This is a genomic window from Allorhizobium paknamense, assembly GCF_030815125.1.
Classification (GTDB): Bacteria; Pseudomonadota; Alphaproteobacteria; order Rhizobiales; family Rhizobiaceae; genus Allorhizobium; species Allorhizobium paknamense.
This window is the reverse complement of sequence record NZ_JAUSWH010000003.1, coordinates 207,416-223,258: the sequence shown is the minus strand read 5'-3', so window position 1 is coordinate 223,258 and position 15,843 is coordinate 207,416. Positions and strand designations below refer to the sequence as shown.

General features: G+C 60.9%; 12 protein-coding genes. 4 read left to right on the top strand and 8 right to left on the bottom strand.

Features of this window, described 5'->3' with window-relative positions:
- Positions 1–103: 103 nt before the first annotated feature.
- Positions 104–2,107: a methyl-accepting chemotaxis protein gene (locus QO005_RS06875; protein WP_307157255.1), complete on the bottom strand. Its 2,004-nt coding sequence runs from the start codon at positions 2,105–2,107 to the stop codon at positions 104–106.
- A gap of 342 nt (positions 2,108–2,449) precedes the next feature.
- Positions 2,450–4,270: a HAMP domain-containing methyl-accepting chemotaxis protein gene (locus QO005_RS06870; RefSeq protein ID WP_307157254.1), complete on the bottom strand. Its 1,821-nt coding sequence runs from the start codon at positions 4,268–4,270 to the stop codon at positions 2,450–2,452.
- A gap of 424 nt (positions 4,271–4,694) precedes the next feature.
- Here QO005_RS06870 and QO005_RS06865 point away from each other — a divergent pair, with 424 nt between their 5' ends.
- Entirely contained in the window at positions 4,695–5,453 is a 759-nt protein-coding gene (locus QO005_RS06865; RefSeq protein ID WP_307157253.1) for a TlyA family RNA methyltransferase, read from the top strand.
- Positions 5,450–6,706, top strand: a complete 1,257-nt coding sequence (locus QO005_RS06860) for a class I SAM-dependent RNA methyltransferase (protein WP_307157252.1) — start codon at positions 5,450–5,452, stop codon at positions 6,704–6,706. Before QO005_RS06865 ends, QO005_RS06860 begins: the two co-directional genes overlap by 4 nt.
- 116 nt (positions 6,707–6,822) lie before the next feature.
- On the opposite strand, the gene QO005_RS06855 is transcribed toward QO005_RS06860, so the two are convergent.
- The 3 genes from QO005_RS06855 to QO005_RS06845 form a co-directional block, all read right to left on the bottom strand.
- Positions 6,823–7,125, bottom strand: coding sequence for a hypothetical protein (locus QO005_RS06855; protein ID WP_307157251.1), 303 nt, complete (start codon positions 7,123–7,125; stop codon positions 6,823–6,825).
- Between the two features lie 321 nt (positions 7,126–7,446).
- Positions 7,447–8,205 (bottom strand): crotonase/enoyl-CoA hydratase family protein, encoded by a 759-nt coding sequence (locus tag QO005_RS06850; RefSeq protein WP_307157250.1) that lies wholly within the window; start codon positions 8,203–8,205, stop codon positions 7,447–7,449.
- A 10-nt stretch (positions 8,206–8,215) separates the two neighbouring features.
- Positions 8,216–9,985 carry an acyl-CoA dehydrogenase family protein gene (locus QO005_RS06845; protein WP_307157249.1) on the bottom strand — a complete coding sequence of 590 codons (1,770 nt, stop codon included), beginning with the start codon at positions 9,983–9,985 and terminating at the stop codon, positions 8,216–8,218.
- 500 nt (positions 9,986–10,485) lie between these two features.
- On the opposite strand from QO005_RS06845, the gene QO005_RS06840 reads away from it, so the two are divergent.
- Positions 10,486–11,481 (top strand): transporter, encoded by a 996-nt coding sequence (locus QO005_RS06840; RefSeq protein WP_307157248.1) that lies wholly within the window; start codon positions 10,486–10,488, stop codon positions 11,479–11,481.
- Between the two features lie 43 nt (positions 11,482–11,524).
- On the opposite strand, the gene QO005_RS06835 is transcribed toward QO005_RS06840, so the two are convergent.
- Positions 11,525–11,983, bottom strand: coding sequence for a BA14K family protein (locus QO005_RS06835; RefSeq protein WP_370878011.1), 459 nt, complete (start codon positions 11,981–11,983; stop codon positions 11,525–11,527).
- Between the two features lie 327 nt (positions 11,984–12,310).
- On the opposite strand from QO005_RS06835, the gene QO005_RS06830 reads away from it, so the two are divergent.
- Positions 12,311–12,916: a DUF6656 family protein gene (locus QO005_RS06830; RefSeq protein ID WP_307157246.1), complete on the top strand. Its 606-nt coding sequence runs from the start codon at positions 12,311–12,313 to the stop codon at positions 12,914–12,916.
- A 377-nt stretch (positions 12,917–13,293) separates the two neighbouring features.
- On the opposite strand, the gene QO005_RS06825 is transcribed toward QO005_RS06830, so the two are convergent.
- The gene (locus tag QO005_RS06825; RefSeq protein ID WP_307157245.1) at positions 13,294–14,373 is read right to left on the bottom strand and encodes an FAD-binding oxidoreductase; all 1,080 of its coding nucleotides are present in this window, start codon (positions 14,371–14,373) and stop codon (positions 13,294–13,296) included.
- Positions 14,374–14,465: 92 nt separating this feature from the next.
- The gene (locus tag QO005_RS06820; RefSeq protein WP_307157244.1) at positions 14,466–15,710 is read right to left on the bottom strand and encodes an aromatic ring-hydroxylating oxygenase subunit alpha; all 1,245 of its coding nucleotides are present in this window, start codon (positions 15,708–15,710) and stop codon (positions 14,466–14,468) included.
- Positions 15,711–15,843: the final 133 nt, after the last annotated feature.

Sequence of the window (15,843 nt, the reverse complement as noted above, 5' to 3'; positions counted from 1 at the left end):
GGTGCGAATTGACGAAAGACAATCGGCAAAACAAAAGAAGGGCCGCAAAATGCAGCCCTTTTTGTTTGACCTCTGCCGTGCACAGGTCAGATTTTATCATCTGTCAAAATTCCGACCATTCCTGCTTGACGGCGGCAGAGGAGGAACCACCCCCGAAGGCACTGCCCAGGCGCGCGGCAAGGGCACGGGCGGGGGAAGCCACCGGCTTTTGCTGGCCGCTGGCCGGGGCGGGACGCGCTGCCGGGACAGAAGAGGCAGGCCGTGCAGGCGTTGCGCGCGCCGGGGCGGCATGGCCGGTGCCCGCCTTTGTCTGAGCCACGCCCTCATTGCCCAGCTTGAACTGGCGAAGAAGATGCATCAAGGCATCGGCCTCGGACGCCAGCGTATGGCTGGCGGCGGTCTGCTGTTCCACCATGGCCGCATTTTGCTGGGTGCCCTGGTCCATGGCAGTGACGGCGGTGTTGATTTCCGACAGGCCGGTGGACTGTTCGCGGCTGGCCGTGACAATCGCGGTGACGTTTTCGCTGATCTCCTGCACCGCCTTGACGATCTGTTCCAGTTCGCGGCCGGTTTCGCCCACCAGTTCCACGCCAGAGCCGACATGGGCCGAAGAGGTGCTGATCAGGCCCTTGATCTCCTTGGCCGCATTGGCGGAGCGTTCGGCCAGCGCCCGCACTTCCTGCGCCACCACGGCAAAGCCCTTGCCCGCATCGCCGGCTCGCGCCGCCTCGACGCCAGCGTTGAGCGCCAGAAGATTGGTCTGGAAGGCAATGTCCTCGATCACGCCGATGATATTGCCGATCTCGCCGGAGGATTTTTCGATCTCCGTCATGGCGGCCACGGCCTTGCGCACCACATCGCCGGAGCGTTCGGCACCGGTGCGGGTGGTCGTCACCAGTTGCCCGACATCCTCGGCGCGGCGGGCGCTATCGCGCACCGTCCGCGTGACCTGCTCCAGCGCGGCGGCGGTTTCTTCAACGGAGGCCGCCTGCTGCTCGGTGCGGCGGGCGAGATCGTCCGCAGAGGCGCGGATTTCGGCAGCGCCCGCATTGATGGCATGGGCATTTTCGCCCACGGTGCGCAGGGCCGCCTGCAACTTCAGCAGGCTGTCGTTGAAATTGACGCGCAGGCTGTCCAGACGGGCGGCAAAGGGCGTGTCCAGCTGGCAGGCGACATTGCCATTGGCCAGTTCCTGAAGTCCTTGCGCCAGTTGCGAAACGGCGAAGGAAATTTCATCGGCCTCACGCTGCTTTTCGGCTTCGGCGGCGCGATGTTCCTCTTCCGACTTGCGGCGCATGGCCTCGGTTTCGCTGGTCAGCCGCAGCTTTTCCACCGCCGCCTGCTTGAACACCAGAACCGCCTTGGCCATACGGCCCACTTCATCCTCACGCTCGACGGCAGGCACCTCGACGCCGTGGTCGCCTTCGGCCAGCCGGGTCATGGCGGCGGTCATGCCGGTGATCGGCACGACGATGGAGCGGGCGAGCAGCCAGATCAGCGCCACCGCGACACCGCCGGCCACCACGCAGCCTGCGATCAATGCGAATTCAAGATTGGCATGGGCGCTTTCCTGCGTGCTGCGCTGGAGATTGACCTGGCCGATCAGGTCACTGCGAATGGCGGAAGCCGCCTGACGGAAAAGATCGAGATCGCCGGTCGAGCCGCTCGCACCGATCTGCACCACCTGCTCAAGCGGCTGGCCATCCTTTGCGGCCTGGATCTGCGGCATGGCGCGCTGGGTATGGAAACGATCCGCAGCGGCGCGCATGTCGTTCACGAACGAGGAGAGCCGTGCATCGCCTTTCAGTTTAGCGCTGACATCGTCCAGCGCCTTGACCACGGCATCCCGCGCACTCAGAACACCCTGATAGGTACTGTCGGATTTCAGCAGCAGGAAGCCGCGCTGATTTGTGGCTTCTTCCAGCATGGCCTGCTGGGCGCGGTCCACCACTTCCAGGATGGTTTCAACACGCAATTGCTCACGCGAAGCGGAGCTTGCCTGCCGTCCCTGGATCAGCACGACCATCGAGGCGAGGAAGCAGCCTGCCATGATCGCGCAAAAGGTCAGATACAGCTTCTTGCTGAGCGATAAATTCTGAAAAGACATCGGCACTTTCCACTCCTGATCCTGCCGTGACGGAAGGTCGGCATGAAAATGCGGCATCATGATCCAAGCCTTTGTTTCCTGAAAAACGCCTGGAAACCGATCCTGCCGATCAGAAAAAATCCCGCACCCTCGAAAGCCGGTGGCTGACCCTTGCTGCAACCGCCCCAGCCTTGCGGCGTAAGACGGGCCGAGCAGGACGGCCATCCCGTCACCCTTGCGGCGACCCTAGCGCCGGGGCTCTAATAAAGGGTTACGGATACAGCCCTGCCGCGTATATCGACAGCAAAAACCGGCCGTTTCCGGCCGGTTTATTGTCTTTTGTCAAATAGATAGCCTTCAGGCTCATGCCGCCTTGCGATATCCGCCTGCCGCCTGACCGGCAGCAGGCACCTGGAAGCGGCTGATCAACTCCTTCAGCTTGTTGGCCTCGCTGGCCAGCGATGCCGAGGCGGCGGTGGATTGCTCGACCATGGCGGCGTTCTGCTGGGTGGTCTGGTCCATCTGGTTGACGGCTGTGTTGACCTCCGAGAGACCGACGGACTGTTCGCGGGCGGAGGTGGCGATGGCATCCATCAGCGCGTTGATCTGGACGACATGCTGACCGATGGCCTTCAGCGCCACCCCGGTATCGCGCACCAGCTGCACGCCACTATCCACTTCCGAAGACGAGTTCTGGATGAGGCCCTTGATCTCACGCGCGGCCTGCGCCGAACGCTGCGCCAGCTCGCGCACTTCCTGGGCAACAACCGCGAAGCCCTTGCCCGCTTCCCCGGCGCGTGCCGCTTCAACACCGGCATTGAGCGCCAGAAGGTTGGTCTGGAAGGCAATCTCGTCGATCACACCGATGATGTTGGAAATCTGCTGCGAGCTTTCCTCGATCCGGCGCATCGCGTCCTCGGCATGGGAGACGACCTCGGAGGATTTGACGGCTTCCTGATTGGCCAGTTTTGCCACATTGCGGGCCTCTTCGGTGCGCTTGGAGGCATTGGAAACGTTGACGGTGATTTCATCCAGGGCGGCTGCGGTTTCCTCCAGCGAGGCGGCCTGCTGTTCGGTGCGGCGGGAGAGATCGTTGGCGCCACTGGAAATTTCCCGCGTGCCGCTTTCCATGCTGTCCACCGCATGCAGGACCGAGCTGATGACCGAACCAAGCTGTTGGACCGAGGCATTGAAGTCGATGCGCAGGCTGTCATATTCCTGGGCGAAAGGATGGCTGATCTGGAAAGACAGATCACCTGCGGCCAGACGCTTCAACCCATCGCCGAGGGTATCGGTGGCGAAACGCAGCTTTTCGGCATCTTCGACCGCGCGCTGGCGGGCAGCTTCTTCCATTTTCTCGCGCTCGATGCGCGCCCCCTCGGTTTCGGCGGTCAGGCGGCGGTTCTCCAGCCCGGCCTTGCGGAAGACTTCCACGGCCACCGCCATTTCGCCGATTTCATCGGCGCGCTGGCTGTAGGGAATGGCCGATTCCAGATCGCCCTTCGCCAGCACGTTCATGGCGGACGCAATCCGGCGGATCGGGGTCGCAATGCCGCGGATAGCAAAAGCGATGCCGAAGAGAACAATGGCCATTGCAACGGTGGACAGAATGGAGGTGATGACCATGGCACTGCCCGCCGTGGCTTCGGCATCATCGGCGGCTTCTTCGGTCCGGGTGACGACGGCTTGCACAAGCTCGGCGATGGCCGCATTCACGGCATCGGCCTTGGGCTTCAGCACGCCTTTGAAATAGGCCGCACCTTCAGCGTCCTTGCTGTCGCGCTGCAATTGCACATAAGGCGGCGTCGCGGCGCGGTAGTCGGCCAGCAACGGCTTGATCTTGTCCATCAACTGCCTGCCGAGCGCCGTGCGGATCCCGCTTTCATAATCGGCCACCGACTTGTCCAGGGCGGCATTGACTTTGACGATAGCAGCATCTTCATCGGCAAACTCTTGCGGCGTCATCGCCATGGTATAACGGGCATATACCAGCCGCAAATCGGCGAAGTTGCCCTTGATGTCGCGGGCGATCAGCAATTGCTTGATCCAGTAATCACTGACCTCGCTGGCTTTTCCCGTGATCTTGGAAATACTGCTCAGAGCGGTGAAGGATAATCCACCCACAGCCGTGCCCAGAACAACAAGCAAGGCAATGAGCGCTACTTTGATCGTCGGTCGTTTCATAATCACAGTTCCTTTACGGCAGCAGGGGCGCTCACTGCCTCGTTAAATACCTATTCGAACAATCTAAAGTATGTGACATTAATGAATGGTTTCGGTCAAATAGCATAAACCCGTCTTTTTTTGGGGCAATTTTTGCCGCCCAAAATGCGCCATCGACGGATAAGCGAAGGCGTTACGCTCACTTGCACCAAATGAAACCACCATTACTTTTGATCAATTGCTTATATTGAAGCATGCATATAGACACGAAGCCGCCCACTGAAAATCCGGGCTTTTTGTGGGGCTCCTCTCAACAGATCTTTGTCGCGACAGCCTTTATCCCTGGTTAAATTCATATTATTAAACTCAACAAAAGATTGCATTCGGTCCAATCCGGGAAAAGGATGGGCTTGCATGCGCGCGCCGAACCGGCCATTGACGGGGCATGAACGCGCCTTCCCAACGTCTTGACCAGTTGCTGGTCACATTGAACCTGTTTTCCAGCCGCTCGCGGGCCCGCGACGCCGTGGAGCGCGGCGCCATTTGCGTGGATGGCAAGGTGGTGACCAAGCCCGGACAGATCGTCAGTTCCACGGCGCGGATCGAGATCGACGACCCTGCCCGTGATTACGTGTCGCGCGCAGCCCTGAAGCTCAAGGCGGGGCTGGAGCACTTCAAGCTCGACCCGAAAGGCCTCACCTGTCTGGATGTCGGCGCCTCCACCGGCGGCTTTACCCAGGTGCTGCTGGAGCGCGGGGCCGCGCATGTCATGGCCGTGGATGTCGGCCATGGACAGATGCACGAAGCGATTGCCGCCGATCCGCGCGTCACCAATATCGAGGGATTGAACGCCCGCTTTCTGACCATGGAGGATATCGGCAATCGACCCTTCCGGTTTCTGGTGTCGGATGTCTCCTTCATTTCGCTGAAGCTGGCGCTGGCGCCCGCCCTGACCCTGGCTGAGCCCGGAACCCACTGTCTTCTGCTGGTGAAGCCACAATTCGAGGCCGGGCGCGACGCCATCAGCAAGGCGGGCCTCTTGAAGGAACCGGAGACCGCGCCCGCTATTGCCGCCGATCTGGAGAGATGGCTGGTGGCGGAGATGGGCTGGCAAAGCCTTGGCCTCACCCCCTCACCCATTGCCGGTGGCGATGGCAATCACGAATTCCTGCTGGCGGGCGTGAAGCCCGGAGAACAAAAATGAGCACGCAAACCGTTACCATTCACAGTCTCGGCGCCGAAGGCGATGGCATCGCCAACGGGCCTGACGGACCGATCTATGTGCCTTTCTCGCTGCCCGGCGAGACGCTTGCCATCGCGAAAGTCGGCAATCAGGGCACGATCATGTCCATCGCCGCGGCGGCGCCCGAGCGGGTGGAGCCGCCCTGCCGCCATTTCGGGCCGGATGGCGTCGGCGGCACCTGTGGCGGCTGCGCGCTGCAACACATGGAAAAGACGGCCTATAATGCCTATAAGCGCGGGCTTGTGATTGCTGCGCTGAAAGCGCGCGGGCTCGATGTTCCGGTGGGGGCGCTTGTGGAAGCAGAGCCCGGGCAGCGGCGGCGGCTGGTCTATACCGTGCGCAACCGCGAAAAAGGGCTGGTGTTCGGCTTCAATCAGCCGGGCACGCATCAGGTGGTGCCCATCGAAGACTGTCCCATCACCACGGCAAGCATTCTGGCGCGGTTTCCCGCGCTGAAAGCGCTGTGTTCGGCCTTGGCGGGCGGTTCGGATGCTTTTCGCATGACGGTGATTGAAACCGTCACCGGGCTGGATGTCTCCTTCGACGGCGTGCGCGGCGGCCTGAAGGAGCGCGAGCGGCGGGTGCTGTCGGAAACCACGCTGAAGCTCAGGGGCATTGCCCGCGTCTCCGTCAATGGTGAAATCGTCATCGAGCCGCAGAAGCCGCTGCTGGACTTTGCAGGCGCCATGGTCTCGCCGCCGCCGGGCGCCTTCACCCAGGCCACCCGCGAAGCGGAAGAGGCCATGGCCGATCTGGTTATTGCGCATCTCGGCAAGGCGAAGAAAGTGGCTGACCTGTTTGCCGGGATCGGCACCTTCGCGCTCAGAATTGCCCGCAAGGCGCAGGTTCTGGCGGTCGAGTCCGATGAAAAGGCCATCAAGGCGCTGGATGCCGCCGCCCGGGCCACGCAGGGGCTGAAGCCGGTCAAGGCCGAACGGCGCGACCTCTTCCGCCGTCCGCTGATGGCCTTCGAACTGAAGGGGCTGGATGCCGTGGTCTTCGATCCGCCTCGTGCAGGCGCTGAAGCGCAATGCCATGAACTGGCAAAATCCGATGTGAAGACCATCATCGCGGTGAGTTGCAATGCCCTGACGCTGGCCCGGGACCTCACCATCCTCACCGCCGGTGGCTACCGCATCACCTCCATCACGCCGATCGACCAGTTTCTCTGGTCACCGCATGTGGAGATCGTTGCGACGCTGAGCAAGGGGTGAGATCGGAGCGCTCTGGAGCGTTTCATTCTTTCACGGAAACATTGAAACGCTCTAACTCTTTGTTTTTACGCATTTCCGGACGGAAAACCGGTTCCCACTTTTCTCGGGACAATGCTCTAATACTGCACCAATCGCCCGCTACCGACAGCATTCTGGCAGCGGCAGCTTTCGCCGACACGGCCAGCCCGGGCCGGGCAGCTATAGCGCCCGGCTTGCTTGTCGCTGGCCGGGGGCTTGATGACGCACACATAGCGGGCCGGGCGTACACCCTGCCCCTGCGCGGGAATATTGCGATTGGTGGTGTTGGGCTCGGCCTGGGCCAGTTGCAGCAGGCCGTCCGCAGCAGGCTGCGCAGCAGCGGCTGGAAGAGCGGCGGCAAGCGAGGCGAGAGTGAATAGAAGAGCAGCGATCTGGCGCATCAGGCCTCCGGCAGATTGAGAGCATTTCCAGGCGGAAAATCGTCACGACGCTTTTCCTGGCAATGTCGCTTTATATTCAGCATTTTCAACGTGTAACCCACCGGGCAGTGGCTTGGAAAGGCATTTTGCGTTTCTCCGTTAAAAGAGCCGTCAGGCCATGCCCTCTACAGCGCCGTGCGCCATATATGGCGCACAAAGGTTCGCTGTAGCGCTTTATATCTGCTGCATAATTCGACCGGAGTGAAACGAGGATCGATAAAATTATGCTCCAAAAATAAAAAGTTAGAGCGCCGATCTGATTCAATCAGATCGAAAAGCGCTCTAACGCCTCGCCATAAAGGCCTGAAAGGCCGCAAGCGCCTCGGCGCTTTTCAGCCGATCGGCGAAATGGCGAACTTCTTCTTCCATTCTGGCCATCAATTCCGCCCGATCACCACCGATCAGGCTGCGGGAAATGGCAAGCGCCTGCGGCGGCTTCTGCGCAAGGCGGGAGGCAAGCGTCAGCGTTTCGGCCTCCACCGCATCAGGCTCAACCACCTTCCAGATCAGCCCGGCGGCATGGGCTTCTTCGGCGGAAAAGCCTTCGCCGAGCGCCAGCAGGGCAAAGGCCCGCTGGTGCCCCATGATCTTCGGGGCAAGCAGGCTGGAGCCTGCCTCCGGCACCAGCGCCAGATCCACAAAGGGCGTCTTGAACAGGCTGCGGGAGGAAGCGACCGTCAGATCGCAATGCATGTGAAGCGTCGTGCCGATGCCGATGGCGAGACCATCGACCCCCGACACGAGGGGCTTGCTTGACCCCGCCAGCGCCTTGAGAAAGGCAAAGGCCGCAGGCTCCTCGCGGCTGCCGGAGGTGGCGTAGGCGATGAAATCCGCCATGTCGTTACCAGCGGAAAAACAGCCTTCCGTGCCGAGAAAAGCCACGGCGCGGAGGCTGTCATCGTCATTGGCCTCGTTCAGCGCCGCCGTCATACGGTAATACATGGCAGCCGTAATGGCGTTTTTCTTGTCCGGCCGGTTGAAGCGAATGACAAGCACGCCCGGGTGGTTGTCCGGGCGCTCGATCAGGATGGTGTCGCTCATGCCGGCCACCTCACGCCAGCACGGCGCGGGCGGCGGCAAGGCTTGCCGCACCGCCGGTGACCGTGGATTTAAGAGCTGCCGTTTCCGCCAGCAGGTTTTCGGCAGCAAAGCGGGTCAGGGCCTCGCGCCGGTCATCGCCATCGGCGAGCGCGCCCTTAGCGAGATAAGCGCCGGTGAGCGTCAGGCCAAACAGCCGCTGATAGGGTGTGGCACCAGACAGCGCCTCGGCCAGCGCGCCTTCGCCGAGCTTCGACAGCAGCCATTCCGTGGCCTCCTGCAGATCCTTGATGGCGCCGAGCAGGCGGGTGGCGGTTTCCCCGAAACCGGGGCGGTTGGAGGCATCCACCGCCACGGCCACCGCCTTCAACTCCTCGATAAAGCCGCGCACATGATCGCCGCCCGATTGCGGCAGCTTGCGGGTGACGAGGTCGATGGCCTGAATACCGTTGGTGCCTTCATAGATCGGCGCGATGCGAATATCCCGCAGCAGGCGGGCGGCCCCCGTCTCCTCGATAAAGCCCATGCCGCCATGCACCTGAATGCCGAGCGAGGCAACCTCGACACCGATATCGGTGGAGAAGCTCTTGGCGATGGGGGTGAGGAGTGCTGCGCGCTCGGCAAAATGCCGGGCCTCGGCGCCTTCGAGATGGTGGCTCATATCGATGGCATGAGCGCAGGCATAGCAGATGGCGCGCGACCCTTGCGTCAGCGCCTTCATCGTCACCAGCATGCGGGCGACATCGGGATGCTCGATGATCGGGCTCATGCCCGCCTCCGTCCAGCCGGGGGCCTTGCCCTGGCGGCGCTCCCTGGCATAGGCCAGGGCCTTCTGGGTCGCGGCTTCGGCAATGGCCACACCCTGCATGCCGACCGCCAGACGCGCATTGTTCATCATGGTGAACATGCAGGCGAGGCCCTTGTTTTCCTCGCCGATCAGGTAGCCGATGGCCCCCGGTTCATCGCCGAACTTGCCGTCGCCATAGATCATCGTGCAGGTGGGCGACCCGTGAATGCCAAGCTTGTGCTCCAGCGAATGGCAGTGCAGATCGTTGCGCGCACCCAGCGAACCGTCTTCCTTCACCAGGAATTTCGGCACCAGGAACAGCGAGATGCCGCGCGAACCTGCCGGTGCATCCGGCAGGCGCGCCAGAACCAGATGGACGATGTTGTCGGTGGCGTCATGATCGCCCCAGGTGATGTAGATCTTCTGGCCGAAAATCCGGTAGCTGCCGTCATCGCGCCGATCGGCGCGGGTGCGCAGACCGCCGAGATCGGAGCCCGCCGCAGGCTCGGTGAGGTTCATCGTGGCCATCCACTCACCGGAGACCATTTTCGGCAGGAAACGCTCCTTCAGCGCCGCCGCCCCGTGGGCATGCAACGCTTCCGCCGCGCCCATGGTCAGCACCGGGCCGAGGGTGAAGCTCATGGAGCCGCCATTCCACATTTCCAGCGCCGCAACATTCAGCATCTGCGGCAGGCCCTGGCCGCCATATTCGGCATCGAGCGCCAGACCGTTCCAGCCGCCTTCGGCCCAGCGGCGGTAGAGATCGGCCCAGCCCGTGGGCAGCACCACGCCGCCTTCGCCAAGCTTTGCGCCCTGCCGGTCCCCCGCCTCGCCCAGCGGCACCATTTCCTCAGCCGCGAAACGCCCTGCCTCTTCCAGAATGGCATCCACCAGATCCTCCGAAAGATCGCCGAAACGTCCTTCCGAAAGGGCCGGACCGAGCCCGGCGACGTGTTTCAGGGTAAAGGCGATCTCCTCGACCGGGGCCTTGTACATGGCAGTCCTCCTCCGCATGTCTTCGTCAGAACGGCGCATAGGAGCCTTCAGGCAAATCCGTTCTGCGCCGCCTCACTCTTCGTTCTCATGGCTAATTGATTTTTACGTAAGCGTCAATAAATCCGTCCGCCTGCCGGTTGAAATCCGCAGGCCTTTCCCGCCAAACCCTTGGACAGACGAGAGCTTTTGGGGATTGCGCCTCGGGCAAGCTGGACAAAGAGATAATAGTGTCACATTCATTGCTTACAGCAAGGTCGTCCGGCGCGTCCCCGCCGGTCACAACCAGAAGCGGGGTGGCTTAGGCTATCCCGCTTCTGTTGGTTTTGGACAGGCTCGCAACGAGTGGCCCTCAGGGCAAAGCGGGATCAGTTGCCTATAAAGCATTTCCAGGAAAAGTGCGTAGCGGTTTTCCGTCCGGGAATGCGTAAGAACAAAGAGTTAGAGCGTTTCAATGTTTCCGTGAAACACTGAAACGCTCTGGATTTTCAAGCTGGTGAACCATGCTGACGGAAGCCCCTGCCATTCCCGGTCTCGTCTGGGCCTATCATATCGACGCGGCAAAAGGCGTGGCCACCCGGCTGCCCACCAGCCAGCCGGCGGACACGCTTTTGCCGCAGGAGGGATTTCTGTGGCTGCATCTCAATCTGGCGGATATTCGGGTGCCGGGTTTCGTGGAACAGTTTCCGGGACTGACGGAGGCCGCCCGCGCAGCACTGCTCAATCATGAGCATCACGCCGCTCTCTCTGTGGATGAGCAGCTGATCTTCGGCACGCTGGTGGATTTCCAGCGCGAATTCGACAGCACGACGCGGGATTTCGGCTGGCTGCATTTTGCGCTTTCGGATCGCTTCATTATCACCACCCGCGTACAGCCGATCCGCTCCGTGGACCTGCTGCGCGGCGCCATCGAAAAGAACCCGGCGAAATTCGCCTCTCCCATGCAGGTCTATGAGGTGCTGGTGGCGGAATTCCAGCGCGGCATCATCCAGCTTGTGCTGGAGCTGACCGATGAGATCAACCGCATCGAAGATGTGGTCTATGGGGAGGATATGCGTGATGAGCGCACCCGGCTGGCACCCGTGCGGCGGGTGATCGTGCGGCTCCACCGGCACCTGCGCGGCATGCTGAGCCTGATGCGCCGCGCCGCTGCCGTGGATGACGATGAAATGCCCTCGGGCTTCGAGGATGTCGCCTTCCGGTTGATCAACCGGCTGGAATCCGCCGATCATGACGTCTATGCCCTGCATGAGCGCGCCCGGCTGCTGCATGAAGAGATCGATTCCAAGCAGACCTCGGAAACCAACCGGCATCTCTACGTGCTGTCGCTGATGACCGCCTTCCTGCTGCCGCCATCGCTGGTCACCGGCTTTTTCGGCATGAACACCTCGCACCTGCCCTTTACCACCGGGCCGGAAGGCTGGATCTATGCGACGGGGCTGATGCTGGGATCGATCCTGCTGGCCTGGCTGGTGCTGCGGCGGGCCAATATCCTATAAAAAAGCCCGGAAAACCGGGCTTTTCTGTTTTATTTCTCTGTCGTCAGTAATAAGGCGAATAGCACTGCTGGCGCGTGCCATTATAGGTCACGAAGGTGTTGCTGTAGCTGTCATAGCTGCGATAGCGGGCCGAGCACCACTCGTAATGGCGCGGATTGACGCCATTGGAATAGACCGGCGGCGGGGCTGCCGGGCGCGGCTCAGAGGCAATGGCTCCACCGATGATCGCACCGGCGGCAAAGGCCGCGAGCGGATACCAGTAGCCATCGTGATGGCGGCGATAGCCGGGATGATAATCACGGTAGCCGCGATAGCCACGATAATAGCCTGGGCCTGGGCCGGGACCGTAGTCGCCGCGCCACTGCACCTGCTCCACCATAGGCACGCGATCGGCCGCGGGCGAAGCTGAGGCGAAAGGCATGGCTTCCGCAGAGGTCAGGCTGGCGGACAGCACGGCCAGACCCGTGGCAGCGATTGCAAACGCTTTGATCGTCTTCATCATCGTCTCCAACAAAGACCATGTTCGTGCAGAACACGGCACACCACTTTGATATAGGAAAGGTTTAATTCATCTCAACTGAACCCTGTATTAACGAAATCGCAAGCTTCAGGAAATCCAATAGCTCTAGAACGGCAGGAGGCCTCCAGGCCCGGTCTGTTTCCGGGATGATGGACGGCGATCAAAAAACGCTTGTTTCTGCTCGTTTACAGCGCCGTGCGTTTTATCAAACGCACAAAGGACGCTGTAACACTTTAAATCTGCTGCATAATTTTATCCTTAAATCCATTAGGATTTAAGGAATCATGCAGTAAAACCGGGAAGCCGACGATGTCCAAGCTGCGATATTATGCGGTTGCGAAGACCGAGGAACCGGCCAAGCGCCTGCCCAAGGGCATTCACACCGAGTTTCTGCGCACCGGAAAGATCATCCGCGACCAGGAAGACTGGCTGGCGGATGAAAAGCGCTACCTGACCTATGAGGAGGTGGCGGCCCGCACCGGGCAGCGTCTGGAGGCGGCGGGCGAAACCACCCATCAGCGCATCAACAGCTTCCACAAGGCCATCCGCTTTCCGAAAGTGGTGTTTCACCGCACGCTTCAGGATATTCCGCATCTGGGCTACTGCCATGTCACGGCGGCGCGCAGCAGCTTTGCCGATTATGCCGATGTGCCCTGGGCCTTCTACATCGCCAATTTCAACGCGGAACTGGGCGGTGAGGAAGCCTTCTTCAAGCGCATCACCCCGCAATATGGCCGGATGTATTTCGCCGTGGCGCTGAAGCCCGATCCCAAGCTGCGGCAGATGGTCATCGACCGCTCCATCCGCGATGGTGGCCTGCTGTTTCGCACCAGCGATCCGATGCAGGCCCTGAAAAACGTGCTGCTGCTGGGCGCGCGCACCTCGGCGCTGCGCAAGATCATCGCTAGTATGTAACTCTTGTTTCTATGCATTTCCGGAGCGAAACCGGTTTCCACTTTTCTCACAGTACACGACATCACGGTATGTCGTGCAGCCTACCCCCCTCTGCCTTGCCAGGCATCTCCCCCTCAAGGGGGGAGATTGCAATACGGACAAGGCGTCATCCCTCGATAAATATTTGTGATTGCAGCATTTTTCAGGGATTTAGAAAGGGTCTTCATCTTGCCGATCTCCCCCCTTGAGGGGGAGATGTCCGGCAGGACAGAGGGGGGTAAACCACACGCAAAACCCTAGCGTCGTGTACTGTGCACTTTTCTCAGGGCAATGCTCTAACTCTTTGTGTTTACACATTTCCGGACGGAAAACCGCTACGCACTTTTCCTGAAAATGCTTTAGACTTCGACTTCCACATCTCCCTTCGGGCGGGAGCAGCAGGCGAGGATATAGCCTTCCTCGATCTCGTCATCGAGAATGCCGCCATTGTGGTTCATCTCGACCTCGCCGGAAATCTTCATCACCTTGCAGGTGCCGCACAGGCCGGATTCGCAAGCCGCCCCAATACGCACGCCAACGGAGCGCGCCGCCTGCAACACGGTAAAGCCGGGCTCGCAGGTGGCCGTCTTGCCGGCCATGGTGAAGGAGACCTTGAGCGGCTTGGCCTCCACCCCCTCCTCGTTGATGAAGACCGGCGCTTCCGGCGCGGCGGGCTTGAAGCTCTCCTCATTGTAGCGGCTCATGTCGAAACCGGCACCGGCCAGACTTTCGCGCACGGTGGCCATGAAGGGTTCCGGCCCGCAGCAAAACACTGTGCGGTCCAGGAAATCCGGGGCGAGCAGCGCGATCTTCGCCTTGTCGATCCGACCCTTCAGCCCGGTCCAGAGCTGCGAGCGTTGCAGATCCTCAACGATGAAGCCGAGCTGGAAATGCGGCAGGTAGCGGGCCTTGTATTCCAGTTCCCAGCGGAAAATGATGTCGTCCGGCGTGCGGGCGCAATGGATGAAGGCGATATCGCTGTCCGGCTGGCGGTCGGCCATGTCGCGGGTCATCGACATCATCGGCGTAATGCCGGAGCCTGCCGAAATGAACAGATATTTTTCGCCCGGATGCTTCACATAGGAAAAATCGCCGAGGGGGCCGAAGGCCTTGATCTTCATGCCCGGCTTCAGATGGTCGAACATCCAGCGGGTGCCGATGGAATCGGCCTGCGCCTTCACCGTCACCGCCACCGTATAGGGCCGGGACGGGCTGGACGAGAGCGTATAGGTGCGCAGCACCGGCTCCGGCCCCACCGGCAGTTCCAGCGTGACGAACTGGCCCGGCAGATAGCGGAACCAGTGTTCCGGCCTGTCGGGCTTGAAGGTGAAGGTCATCACGCCCGGCGCTTCCGGCGTCCAGGCCACGCATTCCAGAAGATGCTCCTTGTCGGACCAGGGACGCATCTCATCGACATGCTTGTAGGAAGGGTTTGCCATGATCTACCATTACGGAATGCGGGGGAATGCGGCGCGCGCATTCCATAACATTAAGAAGAAAAAGGCCGGAAACGGTGCCGGCCTTACGAGGATCAGGCAACCACCGAAAGGCGCTGCTTGTCGCCCTGCAGGCGGTTGATCATGAAGTTGGAATACCATTCCACGAACTGCATGACGCCCCCTTCGTGATCGGGCGAATAGGGGCCGGGCTCATAGGCGGGCGAACGGATGCCAAAGGCATTTTCCTCGACGATGGCGCGGTCCTGGTCATTGGTCATGTTCCAGACATGGGTGAGCTGGTCGACATCGTAATCGACACCCTCCTTGGCATCCTTGTGCACCAGCCAGGTGGTGGTGACCGCCGTTTCCTCGGCGCTGATCGGCAGGACGCGGAAGGAAATGGCGTGATCGACCAGCAGATGGTTCCAGGTGGTCGGATAGTGGAAGAGCAGCATGGTGCCGATATGCGAGATCTTCACATCGTCCGACAGCGGCCGTTTGACGGCGCGCTTGCCGTCCATCGTATAGCTTTCGGCGTCCTCGATCAGGGGCATGCGCGCCACGCGGAACTGGCCGCTCTGGTGCATGGTGAACTGGCTGGGAAGACCGGCACCCTCGCAGCGCTGCCAGTGTTCGGTGATGAAGGGATCTTCGCCCGCGCCCTGCACGCCCGTGGCGGACGGGGCTTCCGGATAGGTGCGGCAAAGCTCCGGATGGTTACCGGCGCAATGGTAGCATTCCCGGTTGTTTTCCCAGACGAGCTTCCAGTTGCCCTTTTCGATGATGGTGTTTTTGTGCGCCACCTTCGCCTCATGCAGGCGGTGCGGCAGCATGTAGGGCTCGGCCGTGGCGCGGAAGGTGGAGAAATCCGCCGGCTCTTCGGTAAGGCAGATGAAGATGTAGCCCGCCATGCTTTCGCAGGCCACCGGCTTCATGCCAAATTGCGACTTGTCGAAATCCTCGCCCATCTGGCGGGCAAAGACCAGCGACCCGTCGAGGTCATAGGTCCACTGGTGATAGGGACAGACGAGCTTGGCGGAGGCGCCGCGCTCCTGGGTGCACACGCGGTGGCCGCGGTGGCGACAGGTATTGTGGAAGGCGCGGATCACGCCGTCACGCCCACGCACGATGACCACCGGATAATCGCCGATCTGCACCGTGACATAGTTTCCAGCCTTCGGAATTTCGCAATCATGGCCGACGAACAGCCAGTCGCGATACCAGATCATCTCCATATCGAGCTTGAAATAATCCTGATCGATATAAAAGGGCTGTTCCAGGCTGTAGCCTTCGCGGCGGTTTTTCAGCTGGCGCAGGACGGAACTCTGGAAATCCATGACATCCTCGTTTCATAAAAAGCGCGGGGATCGTAGGAAAGCGGCTTTCCGCCTCGTTCCGGGCCGCCCGGCGTAACCTTCATCTTGTCTTCGGGACCGGTGCATCGCCGCTGCCCTTCAGCATGCATCTACT

Coding starts and splice junctions, on each gene's coding strand:
- QO005_RS06840 (WP_307157248.1), top strand. CDS start 10,486: ATGCTGACGGAAGCCCCTGCCATTCCCGGTCTCGTCTGGGCCTATCAT.
- QO005_RS06830 (WP_307157246.1), top strand. CDS start 12,311: ATGTCCAAGCTGCGATATTATGCGGTTGCGAAGACCGAGGAACCGGCC.
- QO005_RS06860 (WP_307157252.1), top strand. CDS start 5,450: ATGAGCACGCAAACCGTTACCATTCACAGTCTCGGCGCCGAAGGCGAT.
- QO005_RS06845 (WP_307157249.1), bottom strand. CDS start 9,985: ATGTACAAGGCCCCGGTCGAGGAGATCGCCTTTACCCTGAAACACGTC.
- QO005_RS06870 (WP_307157254.1), bottom strand. CDS start 4,270: ATGAAACGACCGACGATCAAAGTAGCGCTCATTGCCTTGCTTGTTGTT.
- QO005_RS06855 (WP_307157251.1), bottom strand. CDS start 7,125: ATGCGCCAGATCGCTGCTCTTCTATTCACTCTCGCCTCGCTTGCCGCC.
- QO005_RS06850 (WP_307157250.1), bottom strand. CDS start 8,205: ATGAGCGACACCATCCTGATCGAGCGCCCGGACAACCACCCGGGCGTG.
- QO005_RS06875 (WP_307157255.1), bottom strand. CDS start 2,107: ATGTCTTTTCAGAATTTATCGCTCAGCAAGAAGCTGTATCTGACCTTT.
- QO005_RS06820 (WP_307157244.1), bottom strand. CDS start 15,710: ATGGATTTCCAGAGTTCCGTCCTGCGCCAGCTGAAAAACCGCCGCGAA.
- QO005_RS06825 (WP_307157245.1), bottom strand. CDS start 14,373: ATGGCAAACCCTTCCTACAAGCATGTCGATGAGATGCGTCCCTGGTCC.
- QO005_RS06865 (WP_307157253.1), top strand. CDS start 4,695: ATGAACGCGCCTTCCCAACGTCTTGACCAGTTGCTGGTCACATTGAAC.
- QO005_RS06835 (WP_370878011.1), bottom strand. CDS start 11,983: ATGATGAAGACGATCAAAGCGTTTGCAATCGCTGCCACGGGTCTGGCC.